Origin of the sequence: Streptomyces sp. NPDC047880, assembly GCF_040706515.1 — a bacterium.
Lineage (GTDB): Bacteria > Actinomycetota > Actinomycetes > Streptomycetales > Streptomycetaceae > Streptomyces.
Genome location: NZ_JBEZOK010000003.1, coordinates 174,952 through 197,719 on the forward strand (window position 1 = coordinate 174,952; position 22,768 = coordinate 197,719).

Annotated in this window: 20 protein-coding genes and 2 pseudogenes; 11 read left to right on the forward strand and 11 right to left on the reverse strand. The window is 70.8% G+C overall.

Annotation, left to right across the window (positions count from 1 at the left end; all coding sequences use genetic code 11):
- Positions 1 to 405: 405 nt before the first annotated feature.
- Positions 406 to 609, forward strand: coding sequence for a hypothetical protein (locus AB0937_RS06725; protein WP_366709955.1), 204 nt, complete (start codon positions 406 to 408; stop codon positions 607 to 609).
- Positions 610 to 651: 42 nt separating this feature from the next.
- On the opposite strand, the gene AB0937_RS06730 is transcribed toward AB0937_RS06725, so the two are convergent.
- From AB0937_RS06730 to AB0937_RS06765, 8 genes are all read right to left on the reverse strand, one after another.
- Entirely contained in the window at positions 652 to 897 is a 246-nt protein-coding gene (locus tag AB0937_RS06730) for a phosphopantetheine-binding protein (RefSeq protein WP_366709956.1), read from the reverse strand.
- 2 nt (positions 898 to 899) lie between these two features.
- Positions 900 to 2,360 carry a 2-oxo acid dehydrogenase subunit E2 gene (locus AB0937_RS06735; RefSeq protein WP_366709958.1) on the reverse strand — a complete coding sequence of 487 codons (1,461 nt, stop codon included), beginning with the start codon at positions 2,358 to 2,360 and terminating at the stop codon, positions 900 to 902.
- A 2-nt stretch (positions 2,361 to 2,362) separates the two neighbouring features.
- A complete protein-coding gene (locus AB0937_RS06740; protein WP_366709959.1) occupies positions 2,363 to 3,358 on the reverse strand; it encodes an alpha-ketoacid dehydrogenase subunit beta in 996 nt (331 codons plus the stop codon).
- A gap of 2 nt (positions 3,359 to 3,360) precedes the next feature.
- On the reverse strand, positions 3,361 to 4,455 hold the full coding sequence (gene pdhA, locus AB0937_RS06745) for a pyruvate dehydrogenase (acetyl-transferring) E1 component subunit alpha (RefSeq protein ID WP_366709961.1): 1,095 nt from the start codon (positions 4,453 to 4,455) through the stop codon (positions 3,361 to 3,363).
- A complete protein-coding gene (gene acsA / locus AB0937_RS06750; RefSeq protein WP_366709962.1) occupies positions 4,452 to 6,242 on the reverse strand; it encodes an acetate--CoA ligase in 1,791 nt (596 codons plus the stop codon). The genes pdhA and acsA overlap by 4 nt, the downstream gene beginning before the upstream one ends.
- A 303-nt stretch (positions 6,243 to 6,545) precedes the next feature.
- The gene (locus AB0937_RS06755; RefSeq protein ID WP_366710228.1) at positions 6,546 to 7,562 is read right to left on the reverse strand and encodes an alcohol dehydrogenase catalytic domain-containing protein; all 1,017 of its coding nucleotides are present in this window, start codon (positions 7,560 to 7,562) and stop codon (positions 6,546 to 6,548) included.
- 268 nt (positions 7,563 to 7,830) lie between these two features.
- Positions 7,831 to 9,306, reverse strand: a complete 1,476-nt coding sequence (locus tag AB0937_RS06760) for an AAA family ATPase (protein ID WP_366710230.1) — start codon at positions 9,304 to 9,306, stop codon at positions 7,831 to 7,833.
- Between the two features lie 103 nt (positions 9,307 to 9,409).
- The gene (locus AB0937_RS06765) at positions 9,410 to 10,279 is read right to left on the reverse strand and encodes a universal stress protein (RefSeq protein ID WP_366709963.1); all 870 of its coding nucleotides are present in this window, start codon (positions 10,277 to 10,279) and stop codon (positions 9,410 to 9,412) included.
- Between the two features lie 193 nt (positions 10,280 to 10,472).
- Between AB0937_RS06765 and AB0937_RS06770 the strand changes: the two genes are divergently transcribed.
- The 5 genes from AB0937_RS06770 (at position 10,473) to AB0937_RS06790 (ending at position 14,265) form a co-directional block, all read left to right on the forward strand.
- Positions 10,473 to 11,294 carry a universal stress protein gene (locus AB0937_RS06770; protein WP_366709965.1) on the forward strand — a complete coding sequence of 274 codons (822 nt, stop codon included), beginning with the start codon at positions 10,473 to 10,475 and terminating at the stop codon, positions 11,292 to 11,294.
- 159 nt (positions 11,295 to 11,453) lie between these two features.
- Positions 11,454 to 12,059 carry a hypothetical protein gene (locus tag AB0937_RS06775; RefSeq protein ID WP_366709966.1) on the forward strand — a complete coding sequence of 202 codons (606 nt, stop codon included), beginning with the start codon at positions 11,454 to 11,456 and terminating at the stop codon, positions 12,057 to 12,059.
- Positions 12,060 to 12,096: 37 nt separating this feature from the next.
- On the forward strand, positions 12,097 to 13,449 hold the full coding sequence (locus AB0937_RS06780; protein ID WP_366709967.1) for a nicotinate phosphoribosyltransferase: 1,353 nt from the start codon (positions 12,097 to 12,099) through the stop codon (positions 13,447 to 13,449).
- A gap of 35 nt (positions 13,450 to 13,484) precedes the next feature.
- Positions 13,485 to 13,772, forward strand: a complete 288-nt coding sequence (locus tag AB0937_RS06785) for a dsRBD fold-containing protein (protein WP_358960053.1) — start codon at positions 13,485 to 13,487, stop codon at positions 13,770 to 13,772.
- Positions 13,773 to 13,806: 34 nt separating this feature from the next.
- Entirely contained in the window at positions 13,807 to 14,265 is a 459-nt protein-coding gene (locus AB0937_RS06790) for an Hsp20/alpha crystallin family protein (protein ID WP_366709968.1), read from the forward strand.
- A gap of 109 nt (positions 14,266 to 14,374) precedes the next feature.
- Here the strand turns inward: AB0937_RS06790 and AB0937_RS06795 are convergent.
- Positions 14,375 to 14,945 (reverse strand): annotated as a pseudogene (locus AB0937_RS06795) (CBS domain-containing protein).
- 133 nt (positions 14,946 to 15,078) lie between these two features.
- Here AB0937_RS06795 and AB0937_RS06800 point away from each other — a divergent pair.
- Positions 15,079 to 16,005: a pyridoxamine 5'-phosphate oxidase family protein gene (locus tag AB0937_RS06800; RefSeq protein WP_366709970.1), complete on the forward strand. Its 927-nt coding sequence runs from the start codon at positions 15,079 to 15,081 to the stop codon at positions 16,003 to 16,005.
- Positions 16,006 to 16,063: 58 nt separating this feature from the next.
- On the forward strand, positions 16,064 to 17,056 hold the full coding sequence (locus AB0937_RS06805) for a nitroreductase family protein (RefSeq protein WP_366709972.1): 993 nt from the start codon (positions 16,064 to 16,066) through the stop codon (positions 17,054 to 17,056).
- 55 nt (positions 17,057 to 17,111) lie between these two features.
- Here AB0937_RS06805 and AB0937_RS06810 read toward each other — a convergent pair.
- Positions 17,112 to 17,640 (reverse strand): annotated as a pseudogene (locus AB0937_RS06810) (BON domain-containing protein).
- 15 nt (positions 17,641 to 17,655) lie between these two features.
- Positions 17,656 to 18,057 carry a cyclic nucleotide-binding domain-containing protein gene (locus tag AB0937_RS06815; protein ID WP_366709974.1) on the reverse strand — a complete coding sequence of 134 codons (402 nt, stop codon included), beginning with the start codon at positions 18,055 to 18,057 and terminating at the stop codon, positions 17,656 to 17,658.
- Positions 18,058 to 18,372: 315 nt separating this feature from the next.
- Between AB0937_RS06815 and AB0937_RS06820 the strand changes: the two genes are divergently transcribed.
- Genes AB0937_RS06820 through AB0937_RS06830 form a run of 3 tightly spaced genes read left to right on the forward strand, consistent with a single transcriptional unit; the run spans position 18,373 to position 22,697 of the window.
- Positions 18,373 to 19,248: a universal stress protein gene (locus AB0937_RS06820; protein WP_366709976.1), complete on the forward strand. Its 876-nt coding sequence runs from the start codon at positions 18,373 to 18,375 to the stop codon at positions 19,246 to 19,248.
- Positions 19,249 to 19,305: 57 nt separating this feature from the next.
- Positions 19,306 to 21,822, forward strand: coding sequence for a glycosyl hydrolase family 65 protein (locus AB0937_RS06825; protein WP_366709977.1), 2,517 nt, complete (start codon positions 19,306 to 19,308; stop codon positions 21,820 to 21,822).
- Positions 21,819 to 22,697 carry a potassium channel family protein gene (locus AB0937_RS06830; RefSeq protein ID WP_366709978.1) on the forward strand — a complete coding sequence of 293 codons (879 nt, stop codon included), beginning with the start codon at positions 21,819 to 21,821 and terminating at the stop codon, positions 22,695 to 22,697. Before AB0937_RS06825 ends, AB0937_RS06830 begins: the two co-directional genes overlap by 4 nt.
- The last annotated feature ends 71 nt before the right edge of the window (positions 22,698 to 22,768 follow it).

The following is a 22,768-nucleotide window of genomic DNA, read 5'->3' on the forward strand; positions in this document are numbered from 1 at the left end:
ATCCGGCACGGTCACACACCTCGGTGGTCCGAGTCACCCGTCGCCGGCTGCCCGGGCACCGGCTGTCGGCGGGTTTGCGCTGACCGGCACCGCTGCGACCGCGGCAGCACTCACCGCTGCGCCCCGATCAGCCCCGGACCGGCCCGGCTCGCCTCGAACAGCGACTCGCGGGTCCCGCCGTGAACCACGTTGTGTTCCATCGGCACACCCGGGTAGCACTCCTGGCGGCCGGCGAGCTCACGGACCTGTCGGCGGGCTGCGGCAGCACCACCTGTACGAGAGGAGCCACGGCGAGTGCCGCGTGGACCGCCGCCCACGCGCGGTTGAAGCGGCTCCCCGCGACCGATCGCCGCGGTCGGCCGGTCGGTGTGGTGAGCCGGCGCGAGCTGCTGCTTGCCCTGATCCGTGACGACGCCGAGATCCGGGCCGAGGCCGAGTCCCTGGTCGGCCCGCAGCTGCCGGATCCACGAGCTGGTCGAGGTGATCGTGGAGTACGGCGTGGTGACCATGGAGGGGAGACCGGACAAGGTTCCTGTCCCCGAACTGCTCGCATCGGTGCGGGAGATCGACGACGTGGTCGATGTCGTCGACGACACGGAAGCGGTCTGAGCCGTAGTCGCTCACGGGACGCGTGTCACCGCGCGTGGCCCGCTACTGCGTGCGGGTGACGAGGAAGTCGGCGCTGCCGGCCAGCGTGGTGAGCCGGGTCGTGTCCTCGTCGTCGATGCGGACGCCGGACCGTTCGCTGAGGACCTCGACGAAACTCAGGAAGTCCAGCGAGTCCATCTCCAGCATGTCGCGGAACGCGTCGTCGGGCCCGAGAGAGGTGACGTCGGCGCCGGGGATGACGGTGGAGATCGATTCCCTGACCATGTCCAGTGCATCCGTCCGGTTCATGTTCATAGTTGCTCCGGATTCTGCAGGAGGCGGGTCACCGCCGTGAGGTAGCGGGCGCCGACGGCCCCGTCCGTCGCCCGGTGGTCGGCCGAGAGGGTCACCGTGACCACGGGGCGTACGCCCAGCAGGCCGTCGACGGCGCACGGCCGGTCGACCACCCGCCCGAACCCGACCAGGGCCACCTGCGGCGGGTAGATCACACCGAAGACGGTCTCCACGCCCTGATCGCCGAGGTTGGTGACCGTGATGGTGGCGTCGGACACCTCGGAAGCGCGCAGCCTGCCGGTACGGGCCCGGGTGACGAGGTCCTTCAGAGCGCTCATCAGCTGCGGGAGCGCCAGGGTGTCGGCGTGGCGCAGTGCGGGCGCGACGAGCCCTCCGCCGCGCAGGGACACGGCCACGCCGAGGTGCACGCCCTCGCCCGCCGTGAAGTGGCCGTCGGTCCAGAAGCCGTTGAACTGCGGGACCTCACTGGCCGCCAAGGCCGCCGCCTTGAGCAACAGGGCGGCGGGAAGCAGCCGTTCACCGACCGGGCTGCGTCGGTTGTGCTCGTGCAGCCAGACCATCGCGGCGGCCATGTCCACAGTGGTGGAGAGGTAGTAGTGGGGGATGTCCCGGTTGGCGCGGGTCATCAGGCCGGCGATCGCCTGGCGCATGGCCACCGCCCGGTCTTCAAAGGGACGGGCGGCAGAGGGCCGTACGGGCGAAGGACGTACCGGGGTGACGCCCGCGTGTGCGGGCGGGGCCGGGGCCGCCGGGCCCGGGGCTGCCTGACGCACGTCCACCGCACGGACGGCCGACTCCCTGCCCGTCCCCGTCACCGTGGCCAGATCCACGCCCAGTTCGGCGGCGAGGCGCCGGGCGAGGGGAGTGGCCCGCACTCGCGGTGCCTTGCTGCCTGCGCGAGCCGCTGCCGCATGCTCGACGTCGGTCCGGGTGACACGGCCTCCTGGTCCGGTGCCGTGCAGTGTCTCCAGGTCGATGTTGCTGTGCTCCGCGAGATGCCGGACCAGGGGACCCGCCTCGCTGTGGCCGCTCGGGCGTACGGCGGACGGCTCTGGGACCGGGGCGGGTTCGGGTGGCGGGGAGGGGCGTTCGGAAGCCGGCCCGGTTCTCGGTGTGCCACGGACCGGTCGTCGCTTCTCGGGCTCCTCGGCTTTCCCCGGAATCCCGGCCTTTCGGGGCTTCGCCGGCTTCTCGGGTGCCTCCGGCTTCCCGGGTTTCTCCCCCTTCGGCCCGATGAGCGCCAGGGGCGTCCCCACCGGCACCGTCGTACCGGGCTCGACGAGCAGCTCCGTCATGGTCCCGGTTTCGAAGCACTCCACCTCGATCGTCGACTTGGCGGTTTCGACGACCGCGACCGGATCGCCCTTGTGCACAGTGTCACCGGGCCCTACCAGCCATTCCAGGAGCGTGCCCTCATCCATGTCCGCGCCCAGGGACGGCATGGTGAACTCGGACATGATCAGTCCACCGCCCGGTGCGTGGCCGCGACGATGTCGGCGGTCTGTGGCAGAGCGGCCTCCTCCAGTTGCCGGGCGTACGGCATGGGCACCTCCGCGCTGCACACCCGCTCGACGGGAGCGTCCAGGTCGTAGAACGACCCTTCGGTGATGCGTGCGGACACCTCGGCGGCGAGGCTTCCCGTGCGCCATGCCTCGTCGACGACCACGGCACGGTGAGTCCGGGCCACGGAAGCGCTGATGGCCGCTTCGTCAAGAGGACGGAGCGTGCGCAGGTCGATCACTTCCGCGCTGATGCCCTCGGCCGCCAGCTCGTCCGCCGCCGCGAGGGCCTTGGACAGCGAACCGCCATACGTGATCAGGGAGATGTCGGTGCCGGGCCGGCGGATCGCGGCGTGGTCCAGGTCCACGGGTTCGGTCGGTGGCAGGAGTTCGCCGGAGACGTTGTAGAGGCTGCCGTGCTCGAAGATCAGTACGGGATCGGGGTCGGCGAGCGCCGCCGCGAGCATGTGGCGTGCGTCCTCCAGGGTGGCGGGGGTGAGGACGCGGATGCCGGGGATGTGCGCGTACCAGCCTTCCAGGCTGTGGGAGTGCTGGGCGCCGAGCTGCCGTCCGGCGCCCGTGGTCATGCGGATGACCAGCGGCACGGGCAACTGGCCGCCCGACATGTGCAGCAGGGTGGCGGCGTTGTTGAGGATCTGATCGAGGGCGAGCAGGCTGAAGTTGACGGTCATGATCTCGACGATGGGCCGCAGCCCGGCCAGGGCGGCGCCGATGCCGGCGCCCACGAACGCGGACTCCGACAGCGGGGTGTCGCGGACGCGCTCGGGGCCGAACTCCTCCAGCAGGCCGAGGCTGACGCCGAAGCATCCGCCGTACCGGCCGACATCCTCGCCCATGAGGAAGACGCGGTCGTCGGAGCTCAGCGCCTCCCGGAGCGCCTCGCGCATCGCCTCGCGGTAGGTCGTCCTCGCGCCCTGCGTCGTGTCGGCGCCCATGGTCAACTCCCCGCCTCCGCAGAGGAACTGGTGACGTGGCGGAGCAGGTGCCCGACCGGCTCCTCGGGTGCCTGCTCGGCCGCTTCGACGGCGTGGTCGATCTCGCCGGCGATCCGCTGCTCGATGCGGGCGAGCTCCTTGTCGCCCAGCTCACCGTTCTCACGCATGCGGTCCATGAGCAGGCTGACCGGGTCCCGGGACTTCCACTGCTCGATCTCCCCCTTGTGGCGATACCGGTCAGGGTCGTACATCGAGTGGGCGCGGAAGCGGTAGGTGCGCAGTTCCAGGAAGTGCGGTCCGGTGCCGGCCCGAATGCCCTCGACGGCCCGCCGGGCGGCATGTTCGACGGCTTCGGCGTCCATGCCGTCCACGGCCCAGGAGACCATGCCGTAGGAGGCGGCGCGCATGGCCAGGTCGGTCTGTGCCTCGTGCCGCTCCAGGGCCGTGCCCATGGCGTAGAGGTTGTTCTCGCAGACGAGCAGCAGGGGCAGCTTCCACAGGGCCGCCAGGTTCGCGGTCTCGTGGAACTCGCCCTCGGCGAAGGCTCCGTCACCGAAGAAGCAGCAGGTGACATTGGCCCGTTCGCGCATGCGGTCGGCGAGCGCGAGGCCGGCGGCCAGGGGGAGTCCGCCGGCGACGATGGCGTTGCCGCCGTAGAAGCGGCGGCTCGCGTCGAACAGGTGCATGGATCCGCCGCGGCCGCCGCTGCACCCCGTCGTCCTGCCGTACATCTCGGCCATGACGGCCTCGGCCGTGATTCCACGGGCCAGGGCGTGGCCGTGTTCGCGGTACGTGGAGACGACCGCGTCCTCGGGTGTCAGTGCCTCGTTGACGCCGATGGCGACGGCCTCCTCGCCGATGTAGAGGTGGACGAAGCCGCGGATCTTCGCTGCGCTGTACAGCTCGACGCACCGCTCCTCGAAGCGCCGGATGCGCAGCATCGCCTCCAGCAGATCCGTCCGGTGTTCTGGGCCCGTTCGACCGGTCGGAGGCCCGGTGTTCACTTTCCGCTGGGCCGACTTGGCCGTCGCGGCCTTCTTGCCGGCTTTCGGGTGCGCCGGGTCCTTCCGCGTACGGGCGGGGCGGGCCACGCTCATGTGGATCCCTCCAAGGTCGACAAGTCGCCGGCAGGCAAGCCCAGTTCACGGGCACGCAGGAGACGGCGCATCACCTTCCCGCTGCGGGTCTTGGGCAGGTTCTGGTCGAACGCGATCTCCCTGGGAGCGACGGCGGGACCCAGCTTGCGGCGGCCGAACGCCAGCAGCTCCCGCTCCAGATCCGCGGTCGGCTCGACATCCGGCCGCAGCGACACGAACGCCTTGACGACGTTCCCGGCGACCGGGTCCGGCCGCCCGATCACCCCGGCCTCGGCCACCGACGAGTGCTCCATCAGCGCGCTCTCCACCTCGAACGGGCCGATCAGATGCCCGGCCGACTTGATGACGTCGTCGGCGCGTCCCACGAACCAGTACCAGCCGTCCGCGTCCCGCCGCACCAGATCCCCGGTCAGGTACCAGCCGTCCGCGAACGAGGCGTCGTAACGCTCCTTGTCGTGCAGATAGCCGCGGAACATCGACGGCCAGCCAGGCCGCAGCGCCAACTCGCCTTCGACGCCGGGGTCTTTTACCTCCGTGACCCTTCCATCGGCGACCAGCGCCCGGCCGTCCTCGCCCTGCTTCAGCACGGTCGCCTCGACGCCGGGCAGCGGCCGCCCCATCGAACCGGGGCGGATCTCGCAGGCCGCGAAGTTCGCGATCATGATGCAGCCGGTCTCCGTCTGCCACCAGTTGTCGTGCACCGGCAGTCCCAGCACGTCCCGGCCCCACACGACGGCCTCCGGGTTGAGGGGCTCGCCGACGGAGGCGATGAAGCGCAGGGCCGACAGGTCGTAGGAGCGAGGCAGGCCGTACGGGCCGTGTCGCGGAGTTGCGCGCATGAGCATGCGCAGAGCCGTAGGGGCGGTGTACCAGACGGTGACCCGTTGTTCGCCGAGGATCCGGTACCAGCGCCGGGCGTCGTAGTCGCCCTCGTCGACGACGACCGTCACACCGTGGACGAGTGGGGCGATGATGCCGTACGACATGCCGGTGACCCAGCCGGGGTCGGCGGTGCACCAGTACACGTCTTCGGGGTGCAGGTCGAGCGCGTAAGCGGCCGTGGCGTAGTGGGCGATCACAGCCTCGTGGACGTGGACCGCGCCTTTGGGGGTTCCGGTGGTTCCGCTGGTGAAGTGCAGCAGCGCCATGTCCTCGGGGGACGTCGGCGGGGTGGTGAAGATGTCCGGGGCGGCGGACATCAGGTCGTCGAAGGATGCTGTGCCGGGCAGGTCCTCCGCGCCGGGCCCGACGATCAGGATGTGCTTCAGTCCGGGAACGGATGCGCGGCGACCGGCGACCTTGCGCCGGTAGAGGGCTGCGGTGGTCACCAGGACCTGCGCGTCGCCCAACCGCAGCCGCTGCTCGACCGGGTCGGGGCCGAAGGCGGAGAAGAGCGGGCACAGCACACTGGTGTTCTTCAACGTGCCCAGCACCGTGGTGTACAACTCGGGACAGCGGGCCAGCAGCGTGAACACCCGGTCCCCGTGGCCGACGCCGAGGGAGCGCAGGACGTTCGCGAAGCGGGCAGTACGGTGGGCCAGTTCCGCGTAGGTGACGGTGGAGACGGAGTCGTCCCGGGCGATGCAGCGGAGCGCAGCCCTGTCACCGTGATCGGACGCCGCGTGTCGGTCGACCGCCTCGTGGGCCATGTTGAGGCCGCCCCCGGGAAGCCCGGCCAGGTCGGTGCGCGCCTGTGACCAGCTGAAGGCCGTGCGGGCCCGGTCGTAGTCGGTGAGACGGGGCGGGACGACCGGTGGGGCGTCCTTGTGAATGGTTTCCCAGTGCATCGGTGCTCCTCCCGGCACTGCCCCCGCTTACCAGAGTCGCCGAGCCCGGCCCGCGCTGCACTTCGGCGGAAGGACACGGTCCGAAAGGGCGGGCGCCGACCTGGGGCCGACGTCATGGAGCCGGGGGCCGCCCGCTTCTTGCGGGCCCGAATCACACGGTGCGCGGCTCTGCTCCGTTACTCCGTGTCTCCTTGTGGCCCTCGGCTCAATTCCATGGCACCACCCATCACCGGCGTACTGTAGGGCCGGACGGCCCTGGCCTGGGGACCGGTCGGTCCGTTCTGGCCCCTGTCGGCCGGCCCGTCACTCGCGGTGCAGTACGACCTTGAGAGCGCCCGTGGTGGTGCCACCGGCGAACGCCTCGTAGGCGTCCTCCATCCGGCCGAGGGGGAGGGTGTGGGTGACCAGCCCGGAGATGGGCAGGTCTCCGTACCGCACCAGCTCCAGCAGCCACCGTGTGGAGGACGTGTCCACCTGGCCGGTGCTGATGGTCAGATTCTTGCGCCACAGGGACTCGAGATGCAGCGTCACCGGCTTGCCGTGCACCCCGATGTTGGCGATATGCCCTCCGGTACGGACGGCGCGCGTGGCAAGAACGAAGCCGTCCGGTTCGCCCGATGCTTCGATGACCACGTCGGCACCCGGTCCCTCGGACAGCTCGGCGATCATCTTCCCGGGCACTTCGGCGGCGTCCGCCCCCACACCGGCGGCGGCTTCGAGCCGCGCGGCGGACAGGTCCACCACGATGATCCGCCGGGGCGAGTACAGCCGCGCGATGACCACCGAGGCGACACCGACGGGACCCGCCCCGACCACGACCACGGTGTCCCCCGGGCTCACGTGGCCGTTCCGTACCCCGACCTCGTAGGCCGTGGGGAGGAGTTCGGCGAGCAGGACCGCTTCCTTGAGTGGGATGTTCCACGGCCGCCGGTGGGTGGAGTGGTCGGCGAAGGGAATCCGCACCAGCTCGGCCTGGGTTCCGTTGATCAGATTGCCCAGAAGCCATCCGCCGCCCCTGCTGCACTGCCCGAGCCTGGTGTCACGGCATTCCCCGCAGCGACCGCAGGCCGAGACGGCCGACATGATCACCTGGTCCCCGGAGCGCACGTGGTGGACGTCGCGTCCGACCTCCAGAACCTCGCCGACGGCCTCGTGCCCGAGGACCGTACCCGGCTTCACCTCGGGGAGATCGCCCCGCAGGATGCGCAGGTCGCTGCCGCAGACGGTGGCGGCGTCGACACGCACGATCGCGTCGGTCGGCTCCTCGATCGCGGGGTCCCAGGAGATCTGTCCGGGGCCGTGGTAGACGAGCGCTCGCACGATACTCACTCCCTCGCTCCCCCCTCCACGGTCACTCCCGAGGGATTCAGGGGCAACCGGGATCATCAGCCCGTTGGACCGTTGGACCGTTGGCACGGCGGGCTCCGTCGTCTCCGTTCGCCGGTGCTCATGACTGCACGGGTGGAGTTGCCGCTGCGCCGATCAGTGAGAGCCGGCCCGCCAGCACGGCCGGCGTGACGGCGCGACATCCCGCGCACCTCTGGCGCCCGGCGGCCGGTCCCGGATATGCGCGGGCCTGCCCTCACATTCAGTCCGGCTCCATGTAGGGGCGGCGGAAGACCGGGGCCTGGCCGGAACCCCACGGGCGTACGGCTGTCAGCGCCCGGGCGACCGCGGACTCCAACGGGCCGCTGGTGTCGACCGCTACGGCCTTCGGCCACGGCGGTTCCCCGGCCGCCATGGCGGCGGCGATGCCGAGGCCGGCGTCGGAGATTCCGGAGGCGCGCGTCGTCAGGCGGGCGGCTGTCACGTCGCCCGGCACGTGGCAGTGGAGGGCCACCAGGTCAGCGCTGGTGCGTTCGGCCAGGTGGAGGGCCGCTTCGCGCTGTGCCGCGTCATGCCAGGTGGCATCCAGCACGACGGACTCGCCGCAGGACAGCAGGGCGGACGCGCGATCGAGCAGGGTGGCGTAGGTCCTGGCCGTCCACTCGGGGGTGTACAGGCCCTCGCCGTAGTCGGCGGACGCAGGCTGCTCGGCGGGGATGCCCGCCAGCTCCTTGCGAATACGGTCGCTGCTGAGCAGCGTGACCCCCAGCCGGTCGGCCAGAGCTCCGGCGAGGGTGGATTTCCCGCTGCCCGGCAGCCCGCCGACGAGCGTCAGACCCACGGCGGAGGTACGCAGATGGCGCAGCGTCGTCGAGACCAGCCGTCGTGACGCCGTCTCCGCGTCCGGCGCGCCCTGGCGTGCCTGGATCAGGGAGACCTTGGCGCGGACGAAGGCGCGGTAGGCGACGTAGTGGTGCCACAGGGAAGGGGGTGCGGGGTCGCCGGAGTACTCGCTGTACTGGGCGAGGAAGTACGCCGCGGCCTCCGGGGCGCCGAGCTGTTCCAGGTCCATGGCGAGGAAGGCGGCGTCGTCGAGACCGTCGACGTAGCGCAGATGGTCGTCGAACTCCAGGCAGTCCAGGACGCGAGGACCGTCGTCGAGGCTGAAGACGTCCTCGGCGAGCAGATCACCGTGACCGTCCACCACCCGCCCCTGCTCGATACGGGAGGCGAACAGGCGCTCGCGCCCGGCGAGATAGCGGCGCACGAGCCGCTCCACCTCCGCAACGCCCTCGGGCACGAAGCCGTCGGCAGCCAGTGCGCGGACCTGCTCGAAACTGGCCTCCCAACGGGACGACAGCGCATCCCGCGTGCCCTGTTCGTCCACGTCCCGGCCGCGGGGGGCCTCCGCGTGCCACGTCGCGACCTGCCGGGCGAGGCCCCGCAGGATGTCGTCGACGACGGTCCCTTCCCGCACCAGTCGGGAGAGGCGGCGATCCGCGGGCATGCGGCGCATCACCACGAGCGGTTCGGGCGTTTCCGCGTCGGGGCTGCGGATCTCGCCCAGACCCAGGTAGACGTCGGGGGCGAAGCGGCGGTTGAGAGTGACTTCGCGTTCGCACGCGGCTCGGCGGGACGCCAGCGCGGTGTAGTCAAGAAATCCCAGATCCACCGGCTTCTTGAGCTTGTAGGCGTGGTCGCCGACGAAGAACACGACGGAGGTGTGCGTCTCGCACACCTCCGCGCGCGGCAGCGGCTCGCCATGATGCCGGGCACCGGAGCGGGGCACCGACGCGTCGTCCGGCGACACCGACCGAACCGATGTCCCGCTGAGGCCAGGTTCAGTCATGAGGGACGACGGCGACGGGGCAGCGCCCATGGTGGATGGCGGCCTGGGCGACGGGACCCAAGTGCGGCGCCGGCCCCGGACGGTGTTCGCGGCGGCCGACGACCAGCAGCACGGCACCTTCGGCAGCCTGTACGACGGCCTTGGCCGGGCTTGCCAAACGGATGCTGTCGGCCACGTCCACCTGCGGATACTTCTCACGCCAGGGACGGAGCGCCTTGCTCAGGTGCGTCTGCGCGTCCCGCTTCATCTCCTCGGTGACGTCGTGGTCCACACCCCAGGGCACGCGGGCATGGAGTGGCACACTTCGGCCGTGGACGGCCAGAAGAGACACGCCCCTGGCCGCAGCCGTGTGGAAGGCGAAGTCGAGAAGACTTTCCGAGGAATCGCGCAACTTCAGTGCCACGACCACGCGGCTCCCGGGTGCCGGGACCGGCCCCTCCTCCCCGGTGCCGGCGCGGACCAGCACCACCGGCCGCTGGGCCCGTGCCACGACCGGCATGCTGACGTCGCCCAGGAAGTAGCTCGCGATGGACTCCAGCCCTCGTGAACCGAGCACGAGAGCCTCGGACTCCGAGGCAGCCTGGAGCAGGGCGTCCTGGGCGTCTTCGGGGACCAGGCTCCCGATGACGGACAAGCCCGGATGGCGCGCCTGGAGCTCCGCCTGTGCGGTGTGGACGAGACGCTTCGCCCAGTAGTTCTGATCGACTTCGGAGGGGACGCGGGCCGGTTCCGGCGCCAGCAGCGGCCACGCGTGCAGCAGGCGCAGGGTGAGCTTGCGCTTCTCGGCCTCGTCGGCCGCCCAGCGGGCGGCCGCAAGGCTCTCGGGTGAACCGTCGAGGCCCACGGTGAGGACTGGTTGCATGGCACCGGCCTCCGTCTCATAGCAAGCTGGAAATGACGGCTGACGAGTCTGATTGCCGGACTGTTCGCATGGTGCCGACATGCCGAGCGCGGCGCGTTCCTCATTCGAGGAGTACCCCAATCCCTTCCGCGGCGCATGTGCACCCGCAAGGGAGGGGGCCGGAGGCGGGCCGGCCGGAGAGGAGGCAGGGGCGATGACGATTCCCCTGGTGGTCGGCGTCGACGGGTCCGAGGCGAGCCTGGAGGCGGTGGACTGGGCCGCCGACGAGGCGGTCCGGCACGGAGTGCCGCTCCACCTCCTGCACGCGACGCCGCGGGATCACGACGTGTCCGGCGTCATCGGTCACGCCTCGGAACGTGCCGTCAAGGGGGCGCCCGCGGTGCGGCTGTCGAGCGAGGTGCTGCACGACGACGCGGCCTCCGCCCTGGTCGACAGGGGACGCAACGCCTTTGCTCTGGTGCTCGGCTCCAGGGGGCTCGGAGACCTCGCCGGGATGCTCCTGGGGTCGGTCAGCCTCGCCGTGGCGGCACGCGCGGACTGCCCGGTCGTCGTCGTCCGCGGCGCGGTGGAGCACCGGAATGCCCGGTTCGGAAGCGTGGCCGTCGGCGTCGAGGAGGGCGAGGGCAGCAGCACGGCCGTGCAGTTCGCCCTCCGCGAGGCTCAGGTGCGGCGCTGCCTGCTCGTCGCTGTACATGCCTGGAGCGCACAGCCGGGTGCCCTCACCACGCCTCAGGCCGCCTCGTGGTACGCCCTGGAAGCCCACCGCCGCTCGCCGGCACAGGTACTCGAGGACGCCCTGCGCACCTCGGAGGAGCAGTACCACGAAGCCCGGGTGAGCCGACGGGTGGTCGAGGGACCGACACGCCAGGCACTCCTGGAAGCCGCGTCGGAGGCGGACCTGCTGGTCGTCGGGGCCCGAAGACGGCAGGGGCACCTGGGCCTGCAACTGGGCCTCACCAACCACGCGCTGCTGCATCACGCGCCGTGCCCGATCGCGGTCGTTCCCCGGATATGACCGTGATCGGCGGGGACGGACCACGTCGACGGGCCGGCCTCATCGAGGCCGGAAGCCGGCCGACAGGGACCTTCGGCCCTGTGACCGAAGCCCGCTGCTGTCCGATGGTGGGACCGAACGGTGAGGAAACGGGACCAGCGACCTGCTGGAGGCCGACTCATGAGTGCACAGAATTCGCCGTACGCGTCAGGTCCGTCCCCGTCGCGCAGGGAACCGTCGCCCAAGGGGACGAATCCCCTGATCCGTCCGTCCGACACGCTCGAATCCTGGATCCGCCGCTTCCTGATGCTCGTCCTGGTCCTCGGACTGCCCGTGGCAGCTCTCAGCGCGGGGCTGACGGCGTACGAGTCGTCGATGCGCACCGTGCAAGCCCAGTCGGCGGAACGGCAGGAGGTCACCGCCCGGCTGACGTCGAGCGTCAAGGGCGCCACCGCGGACGGGAAGCAACAGGCGCAGGTCCGCTGGACCGACGACAAAGGCAAGGTCCGGACGGGAACGACCCTCGTGAAGTCAGGAACACCCGAGGGAGCCACCGTGCCGGTGTGGCTGGACCGGGAGGGAACCATCACAAGCGCGCCGATGACCACGCTCACCGCGACAACCAACGGCTGGTTCGTGGGCGGCATGGCCGCGGTCGGAGCGGTCAGTGGGTTCTACGCGCTGCGTGGAGGCACGCGCCGCGTGCTGGACCGGAGAAGGCACGCGCAGTGGGACGCCGAGTGGGACCTGGTGGAGCCCCTGTGGTCCGCGCGCTTCCGGCGGTGACCGGCAGAGACCGGACGCGCACGAGGAGACGACGCCGATGTCCGAAGCGACGACCACGGATCTGTACGAGGTGACGATGGCCATGTCCTACCTGCGGGAGGGGATGACCGGCCCGGCCACCTTCAGCCTCTTCGTCCGCGATCTTCCTCGTGAGCGGGGCTTCCTGGTCGCCGCGGGGCTGGAGTCGGCCCTGGACTACCTGTCCGGCCTCCGAGTCCGCCCCGAGGACGTCGACGCCTTCGCTTCCGCGCTGCACCGGTCCCCGCGGGATCTTCAACCCCTGCTCGGCCTGGAGTTCACGGGTGACGTGCGGGCCGTACCGGAGGGCCGGATCGTGCTCGCGGGAGAGCCGCTGCTGGAGGTGAACGCGCCGCTTCCACAGGCGCAGCTGGTCGAAACGTACGTGCTCAGCCAGCTCAGCCACCAGACGGCCATCGCGTCGAAGGCCGCGCGTTGTGTCCTCGCGGCGGCCGGGCATCCGGTCCTGGACTTCTCCCTGCGGCGCACCCACGGCCCGCAGGCCGGGTTCCAGGCCGCCCGGCTCGGTGCGATGGCCGGCTTCGCCGGCACCAGCAACGTGGCCGCGGCCACGGCCCTCGGCATCCCCGCCGTCGGCACGATGGCCCACTCCTACGTGGAGGCGTTCGCCACGGAGGAAGAGGCGTTCCGCGCGTTCGCACGCTGCCACCCCGGCCCCGTGACGTTGCTGGTGGACACCTACGACACCGTGGAGGGCGTCCGCGTCGCGGCACGTGTCCTGCGGGATCTGGACCGCGGTCCCGGCTCGGCCGTACGGCTGGACAGCGGCGACCTCGGCGCCCTGGCGGCCCGGGCACGCTCCATCCTCGACACCGCGGGTCTGCCCGACGTACGGATCGTCGCCAGCGGGGGGCTCGACGAGTACGCCGTGGACGACCTGGTCCGCTCCGGCGCGCCGATCGACACCTACGCCGTCGGGACCCGGGTCGGGGTCTCGGCCGACGCCCCGTACCTGGACTCCGCGTACAAGATGGTGGAGTACGACGGGCGCCCGGTGATGAAGCTGTCGTCGGCGAAAGTGACCGCCCCCGGCCCCAAGCAGGTGTTCCGCCGCACGGCATACGCCGACGTGATCCGTCTCGCCGACGAGCAGTCGCCCGGCGACGGCGGCCCGCTGCTGGAGACGGTGATGCGCGATGGGCAGCGCACCGGCGGCAGGGCCACGCTCGACGCGTGCCGGGAGAGACTCGCCGCCGACCTGGCCGGTCTGCCACCGGCCGCCCGCCGGATACGGGACCCGGTCGCGCCCCGCGCGACGGCCTCCGAGCACCTGAGCGCACTCGCCCGCCGCGTACGGCGCCGCATCGACGAGCAGACGTCGGCTCCCTACGCACGGCCCGCGGACCCATGACGGGCCGCATCCGGATCGCAGTGAGGAGGAAAACGATGCCACACACGGCGGAATGGAAGGTTCGTCTCCACCTCTTCGAGGACGACGAGGGAGCGACGAAGGCCCACGTGGTGCTGGACACCGGTACCACGACACTCACCGGCCGCGGAACCGCGCACCGTCATCCGGCGGACCCGAACGTGCCGGAGATCGGCGACGAACTGGCGGCGGGCCGGGCCATGCGAGAACTCGCAAAGCAACTGCTGGACATCGCCGAGCGCGACATCGAGGGCGTGGGGGCGTCCAGGCCGAGCACCCGTCAGGCCGTCGGCTGGCGCTTGTGACCGACGGCGGCAAGCAAGTCAAGGAGGATCGCTCATGACGCATCCGGCACGACACGGCAGGGGCGGGCTTCCGGCAGCCTTGCGTGAGCTGGAGGACCTCCGTACCAGGGTCGACCAGCTCATGCACGCCGCCTTCCCGGGTGGCGGCACCTCCGAGTTCGGCGCGGCCGAGCCCTGGGCGCCGCTGGCCGACATCGAGGACACCGAGGATGCCTACCTGGTGGAAATCGAGCTTCCCGGAGTGGAGAAGAACCAGATCACCGTGGAGGTGGGCGAGGGCGAACTCGACATCCACGGAGAGATCAAGGAGAAGGAACACACCGGGGTGGTACGCAGGCACACCCGCCGCATCGGGGAGTTCGACTACCGCACGACGCTGCCGCCGAACTCGGACACCGAGCACATCAGCGCGGATCTCACCAACGGGATCCTCACGGTGCGCGTCCCGAAGACCGAGCAGGGGAAGGCACACCGCATCGAGATCACGGGCTGAGCCGGCTGCGGGGCCGGTCACCGGGACGCGTCCGGGGGCCGGAGGTGCCCGTTTGTTTCCGGAGGGCCGGCGGTTCGGGCGCCGGCCCTCCGCCCGACTTCCGCGGGGCTCAGCCGCCGGCGGATGAAGGGCGGGCGTCGTCGTTCCGGTAGTCGATGTGCCCGGCCACCGAGACCACGCCGTCGACGCTCCCGCACAGCCGCTCGATGACGGGAATCAGACTCCTGAACTCGACGCAGCCGCCGAGTTCGACCCGACCGTCGCGCACCTCGGTCGTCACCTCCGAAGGGGCAAGGCCCATCGTGCGCCCCAGCACGTCCTCGGTGATCTCGTCGCGGATGGCGTCGTCCCGGCGCAAAAGATCCCAGCAGGTCACCACGGCTGACGATGCCCAGCAGCCGGTCCGTCTCGTCCACCACGGGCAGCCGCTTGAGGTGATGGGCCTCCATCACCTCAAGGTGTGGAACCGGGCTGCGACCGGACGGGTCGGCCTGGTCGGCGCTCTCGGGCAGCAGATCGGCTTCCGACACCACTCCCTCGGGACGGTCCAGATCGTCCACGACAGGTACGGCGGTGACGTCGTTCTCCGCCAGCAGCCTGGCGATCTCCTGGAACGGCGTGTCACGCCGCGCCCGGACGACGTCCCGGGTCATGACTTCCACGACCGTTCGGTGGCGCACGCCGGCTCCCATCCGGTACGTGACAGTCAGTCATCCCGGCCCACCCTGCAGATGGGGACCGGTCGGCCCATGCGGTGGCCTGTCGCGCGTGGCACGTTGGTTACAACACCATTCTGAGGAGAGGGCGGCGATCATGCGAGCTCACCTCGGCGACCAACTCGTCATCGAAAGCCCGGCGACAGGCGCCACCCGGCGCGACGGCGAGATCGTCGGACTCCACCACGAGGACGGAACACCTCCGTACGACGTGCGCTGGTCGGACACGGACGAAGTGACGCTCGTGTTCCCGGGGCCCGACGCGCACCTCCGCCACCTCGAGCACGGACAGCAGCCCGGGACCACCCAGGGGGCTTCCCAGCCGGACACGGTCGAGCCGGGATCGGTCTCCGCGGCACCCCCGCCGACGGAGATCCCCAACCCCGGTGACATCGGCCGGCGCGTGGCCGTGGAGCGCCACAGGAGCGGGCTCAGTCTGGGGGAAACGGCCCGCCGCGCCCGCATGTCGCCCGACTACCTGGCGTACCTGGAGGAACAGCCCGCCGACCCGAGTGTGGGGACTCTCATCAGGCTGGCGGACGCGCTGGGCACCACCGTCGCCGCCCTGCGCGGGGGCGGCATCGATCTGCCCCCCGGCCAAGGCCAGGCGCTACTGCACCCGCAGCTGAGGGATCTCAGCCCGCAGGAGTGCCGCACCTTGCTCTCCACGCACGGTGTGGGGCGCATCGCGGTCCCGGCGTCCGACGGTCGCCCGGCGGTGATCCCGGTCAACTACGAGGTCGTCGACGACGCCATCGTCTTCCGGACCGCGCCCGGCTCGGTGCCGGCGGCGGCCGTGGGGAAGGAGGTCGCCTTCGAGGTGGACCACGTGGACGAGGCCATGAGCCAGGGCTGGAGTGTGCTGGCAGTCGGCCCGGCGCGCGTCGTCACGGAGCCCGATGCCGTGCGGGAGCTGACCCGACGCGCCCACACCACGCCCTGGGCAGGCGGTGAACGCGAGATGTGGGTATCGATCCGGCCCGCGAGCCTCACGGGCAGGCGCATCACCCCTGCCGACGAGTGAGCCACCACAGTACTGGCCCCCTCCTGGCCTGCTGGCCGGCTCGCGAGAGGAGACTCCGGTGAGCGGACAAGAACCGTCCGACGAGCGCCTGACGGACCTGGTCCACGACGCTGCCGCCGCCCCGTCGATGCACAACGCACAGCCTTGGAGCTTCCGCTACGTCCGGCGCAGCCGCACGTTCGAGATGCGCGCCGACTTCGAACGTGCCATGCCCCGCTCCGACCCACGGACCCGCGGCCTGCACATCGGCTGCGGCGCCGCCCTGCTGAACCTGCGGGTCGCCGTGGCCCACGAGGGCTGGCATCCGGAGACCCGGCTGCTGCACGACCCGTCCGATCCGGCGCTCCTCGCGAGCGTGCGGCTGACCGCACCCGGCATCGGGGAGAACGACCTCGGCGCGCTGTATCCGGCGATCCACGAACGGCACAGCAGCCGCTTCCCGTTCGACGAGACGGAGATGCCCCATGCCGTGCGGGAGGCACTCAGCGAGGCCGCCCGGCGTGAGGGAGCCGTGCTGACGTTCCCCACCTCATGGCATCTGCGGGAGGTGCTGGAGGTGGTCCAGGAAGCCGAGGCACGCAACCTCACCGACCGCGGCAGCGCCCAGGACCTGGCCGAATGGACCCGTCTCGACCCTCCGTCGGTGAACATGACCGACGACGGAGTCCCCGATTACGCTTTCGGGCCGCGCAAGCGCGGAGGCAAGGCTCCCCTGCGGGACTTCGCGGGCCCGCGGCCAGTGGCGGGACGGGACGCCGCGGACTTCGAACAGACCCCTCAGGTGGCCCTCGTCAGTACGAGCCATGACCGCCCGGAGGACTGGCTGCGCGCCGGCCAGGCCATGGAACGCGTCCTGCTGCTGGCCACCCTTGAGGGTCTGTCCAGCTCCTTCGCCACCCAGCCCCTCGAATGGACGGACCTGCGCCGGCGGCTGCGTGATGCGGTCACCGGGACGGGCTGCACGCAGATGCTGCTGCGCCTGGGACACGGCCCCGAAGGCCCCCGCACACCTCGCCGGCCAGTGGCGGAGGTACTCGACATCCAGCCCTGACCACCTTGTCCGAGGACCGCGGCGCGTCGGTGCCGGGCGGCGCCCGGCGCACGCGTCACTGACCGTCCTCGGGCCCGTCCGGACCGGCTGACTGCCCGGTGATGAGCTGCGGCTCGACGTCCACCACGCCCTCCACGGCGCGCACGAGGCGCACGGCGACCGAGATGAGCGAGGTGTCGTGAATGTGTCCGCGGAGGGTGAGGACCCCCTCGTGCACGTCCACGTGGATGGCGTGGCCGAAGGCCGGGAAGGGGTAGGACACCACGGTGCGCGGACCTCCTCCTCGATGCCCTCGTCCGACCGCAGGAAGACCTTCAGCAGATCGGCACGGCTGACGATGCCCTGGAGCATGCTCACCTGGTCGACCACGGGCAGCCGCTTGAGATGCCGGCTCCCGGGTGGACCGTGACAGCGGGGTTGCTCATGAGCTCCTCCGCCGTCAGGCCCCCGGCCCTGGCGATGTCGGACAGGCGCCGGCGTAGCTCGAAGAGGCTCGGGTCGCTGTCGCAAAACTCCTCCTCGGGCAGCAGGTCGGCCTCGGACACGACGCCGATGACGCGCCCTTCCCCCTCCAGCACCGGCAACCTCGTCTTGCCTCGTCAGGGCACCTCGCCCGCGCCGTAGGGCGCGTACAGGTCGAGCAGCCGCACCCGCGCGGACCTGAGCCGCTCCGCGATCACCCCGGCGACATAGGCCAGCAGTTCCTGCTTCAGTCCCTGGTCGTTCCCGCACAGCTCACGGACTGCGGCCGCGTCGAACTCGTAGGCACGGACCGGGCTGGTGGCCTGGGCCCCAAGGTGCCAGTGATGGGGAGGGACCAGCCAGGACCAGCCCAGCAGTTCCCCGGCACCGAGCGTCTCGATGACCGCTGCCCGGCGGCCGGGAACATGAACGTCGAGAGCGACGGTGCCCGTGTGGATGATCCAGAAGCGGTCGGCTTTGCCACCCTCGTTGAAGATGCGCTCGTCGATCGCGAACGACACTTCACGAGCGAGCGACATGAGCAGCTCCTGATGCTGTTTGGGCAAGGCGCCGAAAGCGCCGGTCCTCGCAACCACGGTCGCCTTCCCTTCACCATGACCTTGAAGCGGATGGGCTCGTACACGGCCGATGCGACGGCAGCGGAGACGCGAGGAGCGGCTCCTCGTTCGCCGCCCAGGTCATCTGACTCCACAATCGTCGCAAATCGGCGCTGTGCAACCTGGGTCGAGGCACCATGCCGAGAGTCGGTCCCTGTGTCGCGACGGGCCCAGGGCGGTGCGACCGTATTGACAGGGACTCCCCGCAGCGCCCGGGGCAGGAAGGTGTTGGTGACCATGGAACTCCCGCTGGTCGTGGGTGTCGACGGATCGGACTCCAGCCTGCAGGCCGTGGACTGGGCGGTGGACGAGGCGGCGCGGCACGGGCTGTCCCTGCGGCTCCTCCATGCCGCTTTGTGGGAGCGGTACGAGGGGCGCCTCCCCTCCTTCGGTACCGACCGTCCGACCGAGAAGGTTCTGGCCGAGCACATCGCGGCGTCCTGCGCGGAACGCGCCCAGCTGCGCAACCCACAGGTGAAGGTGTCGAGCGTCGTGCTGCCCGACGACGCCGTGTCCGCGCTCCTGCACGCGGCTCATGAATCCTCCGCCCTGGTCATGGGCTCCCGTGGCCGCGGCGAGGTCGCCGGGTTGCTGCTGGGGTCGGTCAGCCTCGCGGTGGCCGCCCGTGCGGTGTGCCCGGTCTTCGTGGTCCGCGGCGGGGAGCGGAACCGACAGGGCGCCTTCGGCAAGGTCATGGTCGGCGTCGGCGATGCGGCGGAGAGCTCGGCCGCGGTGCGATTCGCCTGCCGCGAGGCCGAGGCGCGCGGCTGCGCCCTGCACGCGGTACGGGCCTGGCGTCGCCCCGCCCATGAGCACGTGGACCATCCTCTGGTCGCGGACGGTGCCGCCGGTGCCCGCGAGGAACGGGCCTCCTCGCTCCTCACCGACGCGCTGCGCGACGCCCTACGGGAGCACCCCGAGGTCGATGTGCATCGCCGAGCGGTCGAAGGCCCCGCACACAAGGTCCTCCTCGATTCCTCGGCCGAGGCCGACCTGGTGGTCGTGGGCGCACTGAGGCGGCACGGTCACTTCGGTCTGCAACTCGGCAGGGTCGCCCACGCCCTGCTGCATCACGCCGCGTGCCCGGTGGCCGTCGTCCCGCAGCGGGCCTGATCCGGCGCGCGTCTCACGCTCCCGCACATCTCGTCGAGTGAGAAGGGGAGGGCACGAATGTCGGACTGGACATGGGAGTACGAGGGCTGCGACCCCACGGCCGAGCGGTTGCGTGAATCACTCTGCACGCTGGGAAACGGCTACTTCGCCACGCGTGGCGCGGCGCCCGAGTGCCGGGCGGGCCTGGTGCACTACCCGGGAACCTACGCCGCCGGGTGCTACAACCGCCTGGAGTCGACCGTGGCGGGACGGCACGTGGTGAACGAGGATCTGGTCAACCTCCCGAACTGGCTGCTCCTGCGGTTCCGTGTGCGCCGCGCCGGGGGAGCGTGGTGTCCGTGGTTCACCCCGGACAAGAGCGCACTGCTGGACTACCGGCAAGTCCTGGACCTGCGCCGGGCCAAGCTCACCCGGGTGCTTCGCTTCCGGGACGACGATGTGGGTGTGCTCGGTGTCCGGCAGACCCGCCTGGTACACATGGGGGACCCTCACCTGGCGGCCCTGCGGACGGTCTTCACGCCCGAGGACTGGTCGGGGGAGATCGAGATCGAGTCCTGCCTCGACGGTGACGTGATCAACGGCAATGTGCACCGCTACCGGGCCCTCAACGGGAGCCATCTGACCCGTGTGCGGACGGGGGCACGGGAGCCCGACACGGTCTGGCTGAGCTGCCGCACCAGCAGCTCGGGCATCGGTGTCGCCATGGCCACCCGGACGCTCGTCGCCGGCCGGTCTGCGGCCTCTTCGGAGCTTCGTCCCCGCAGGCGCCGTGCCGTCCACCGCCTGGTGGTCCCGATCGCTCCGGGCAGGCCGGTCGATGTGGAGAAGACCGTGGCGCTGTTCACCTCCCGCGACACGGCGATCAGCGACCCGCTCGAGGCAGCAGTCGACCGGGTTTCCACGGCGGCGGACTTCTCGGCCCTGCTGGACTCCCACGCCGCCGCGTGGGATCGGTTGTGGCGGCGCGCGGACGTCCAGGTGCCAGGCCGGGCCGGCCGTGTCCTGCGTCTGCATCTCTTCCACGTCCTGCAGACGCTCTCGCCGCACACCGCGGACCTGGACGTGGGAGTGCCGGCCCGGGGCCTGCACGGTGAGGCGTACCGCGGCCATGTGTTCTGGGACGAACTGTTCGTGCTGCCGTATCTCGACCTGCACTTTCCCGAGGTCTCCCGGGCGCTGCTGGACTACCGCCACCGACGCCTCCCGCGAGCGTGCCGGGCAGCCGCCGCCATCGGCCGGGCCGGGGCGATGTACCCGTGGCAGAGCGGCAGCGACGGCCGCGAGGAGACGCAGGTATGGCATCTCAACCCGCGCTCGGGGCGCTGGCTGCCCGACAACTCCCGGCTTCAGCACCACGTGGGCTCGGCGGTCGCTTACAACGTCTGGCAGTACTGCGAGGCGACCGGCGACACGGAGTACCTGCACACCAAGGGCGCTGAGATGCTGCTGCAGATCGCCCGCTTCTGGGCGGACCTCGCCGACTTCGACGACGGCACGGGCCGTTACCGCATCCGGGGCGTCGTCGGCCCCGACGAATACCACGACGGCTACCCGGGTGCCACCACGCCGGGCCTGGACGACAACACGTACACCAATGTCACCGCCGCCTGGGTCCTCACCCGTGCCCTGGACCTCGTGCGGCGCCTTCCCGCCTGGCGCCGGGAGGAACTGTTCGAACGCGTCCGGCTGGGCGGCGACGAACTCCCGAAGTGGGAGGAGGTCTCCCGGCGGTTGCGGGTGCCGTTCCACCAGGGCGTCATCAGCCAGTTCGAGGGCTACGACAACCTTGCCGAGCTGGACTGGGACGCCTACCGGGCGCGCTACGACAGCATCCGGCGCCTGGACCGGATCCTGGAGGCCGAGGGCGACACGGTCACTCGCTACAAAGCGTCCAAGCAGGCCGACGTCCTCATGCTCGGCTATCTCTTCTCGCCCGCCGAGCTGCGGGATCTGTTCCGGCGCCTCGGATACGGCCTGGACGACGAGGTCTGGCGCAGGACCGTCGACTACTACCTCCGGCGCACCAGCCACGGCTCCACTCTCAGCGGGCTCGTCCATGGCCTGGTTCTCGCCCGCGCAAGACGGGCCGAGGCATGGAAGTACGTCCAGGAAGCACTGGAGGCGGACATCGCCGACATCCAGGGCGGCACGACCGGCGAGGGCATCCATCTCGGGGCCATGGCCGGGACCCTCGACCTGGTCCAGCGCGGTCTGACCGGACTTGAGACGCGCGAGGACGCCCTGTGGCTGGACCCCGTCCCCCTCCCGGCACTGTCCGAGTACGGATTCTCGCTGCGCTACCGCGGTCACTGGGGTGTCGCCGTACGGCGCCGCAGAGGACAGTTGGAAATCGGTGTGCCCGACTCGGAGGAATCGCCGATCCGCGTGGTGCTGGCCGACCGGGCTGTGACCGTCGCGCCCGGGGAGACCTGCACGCTCGAGCTGTCGATGAATTCTTCAGCGCACTTGGGCGTGCCGGGCCCCGAGGCTGCGGCGGGATCCACCACACAGGCCATAGGCTCCGAGAAAGCGGGTTCCGCTTCAGGCGACGAGGGCCGTGGGAGACGTGGATGAAGTGGCTGGTCTCGCTGGTCGGTGCCGGACTCGTCATGATCACTCTGCGGGACCTGTTCCACACCCTCTGGCACCCCACCCGCCACGGTGGCCTGAGCCGCCTCGTCATGACGGCGCTGTGGCGACTGGCCCGCCGCTTCCGTGTGCGTAGGCGGGTGGTCGGGCTCGTGGGACCGCTCGCCATGGTGACGGTGGTGAGTATGTGGGCCGTCACCGTCATCCTCGGCTGGGCCATCGTCTACTGGCCCCACATGCCTGAGGCGTTCGCCTTCTCGCCCGGTTCCGAGGCGGCGCAGGAGCCGGCGCTGCTCGACTCCGTGTACCTGTCGCTCGTCACGGTCGCCACCCTGGGCCTGGGGGACATCGCACCCGCTGAGAGCTGGCTTCGCCTTGTCTCACCGTTGGAAGCCCTCGTCGGCTTCGCCCTCCTGACGGCCACGGTCTCCTGGGTACTGGAGATCTACCCGGCGTTGACTCGCAGGAGGGTCCTGGCCATCCGCCTGGCGCTGCTGAACGACTCGGACCCGACGACGCAGCAGATCGACTGCACGGCGGGGGCGCTACTGCTGGACAGCCTGGCCACCGAGGTCGTACGCGTTCGTATCGACTTCACCCAGTACGCCGAGGCGTACTACTTCCATGACGGGGAGGACCACTCGTCGCTGGCGGCCATGGTCGGTTACGCCGATGCCCTCGCCCGACGCGGGCAGGCGGCGCGGCGGCCGGAGGTGCGACTGGCCGGTGACCTGCTCGCGGGTGCGCTGAGAGACCTCGCCGCCATCCTTGACCAGCGCTTCCTCCATACGGGCGGAACGTCGACGGAAGTGTTCGCCGCGTACGCCGACGACCACGGCCGCAGCCGCGCGCAGCCTTGAACCAGGGTGCACGGGAGGTACGTCCCGTGGGCCGGTGGCCGGGTACACGACGGGAGCGGTGGATGGCAGCC

Excerpts from the sequence above, each read along its gene's own strand:
- AB0937_RS06775 (WP_366709966.1), top strand. The coding sequence starts at position 11,454 with ATGAGTGCACAGAATTCGCCGTACGCGTCAGGTCCGTCCCCGTCGCGC.
- pdhA (WP_366709961.1), bottom strand. The coding sequence starts at position 4,455 with ATGAGCGTGGCCCGCCCCGCCCGTACGCGGAAGGACCCGGCGCACCCG.
- AB0937_RS06825 (WP_366709977.1), top strand. The coding sequence starts at position 19,306 with ATGTCGGACTGGACATGGGAGTACGAGGGCTGCGACCCCACGGCCGAG.
- AB0937_RS06820 (WP_366709976.1), top strand. The coding sequence starts at position 18,373 with ATGGAACTCCCGCTGGTCGTGGGTGTCGACGGATCGGACTCCAGCCTG.
- AB0937_RS06790 (WP_366709968.1), top strand. The coding sequence starts at position 13,807 with ATGACGCATCCGGCACGACACGGCAGGGGCGGGCTTCCGGCAGCCTTG.
- AB0937_RS06830 (WP_366709978.1), top strand. The coding sequence starts at position 21,819 with ATGAAGTGGCTGGTCTCGCTGGTCGGTGCCGGACTCGTCATGATCACT.
- AB0937_RS06780 (WP_366709967.1), top strand. The coding sequence starts at position 12,097 with ATGTCCGAAGCGACGACCACGGATCTGTACGAGGTGACGATGGCCATG.
- AB0937_RS06765 (WP_366709963.1), bottom strand. The coding sequence starts at position 10,279 with ATGCAACCAGTCCTCACCGTGGGCCTCGACGGTTCACCCGAGAGCCTT.
- AB0937_RS06785 (WP_358960053.1), top strand. The coding sequence starts at position 13,485 with ATGCCACACACGGCGGAATGGAAGGTTCGTCTCCACCTCTTCGAGGAC.
- acsA (WP_366709962.1), bottom strand. The coding sequence starts at position 6,242 with ATGCACTGGGAAACCATTCACAAGGACGCCCCACCGGTCGTCCCGCCC.
- AB0937_RS06770 (WP_366709965.1), top strand. The coding sequence starts at position 10,473 with ATGACGATTCCCCTGGTGGTCGGCGTCGACGGGTCCGAGGCGAGCCTG.
- AB0937_RS06800 (WP_366709970.1), top strand. The coding sequence starts at position 15,079 with ATGCGAGCTCACCTCGGCGACCAACTCGTCATCGAAAGCCCGGCGACA.
- AB0937_RS06735 (WP_366709958.1), bottom strand. The coding sequence starts at position 2,360 with ATGTCCGAGTTCACCATGCCGTCCCTGGGCGCGGACATGGATGAGGGC.
- AB0937_RS06740 (WP_366709959.1), bottom strand. The coding sequence starts at position 3,358 with ATGGGCGCCGACACGACGCAGGGCGCGAGGACGACCTACCGCGAGGCG.
- AB0937_RS06730 (WP_366709956.1), bottom strand. The coding sequence starts at position 897 with ATGAACCGGACGGATGCACTGGACATGGTCAGGGAATCGATCTCCACC.
- AB0937_RS06815 (WP_366709974.1), bottom strand. The coding sequence starts at position 18,057 with ATGTCGCTCGCTCGTGAAGTGTCGTTCGCGATCGACGAGCGCATCTTC.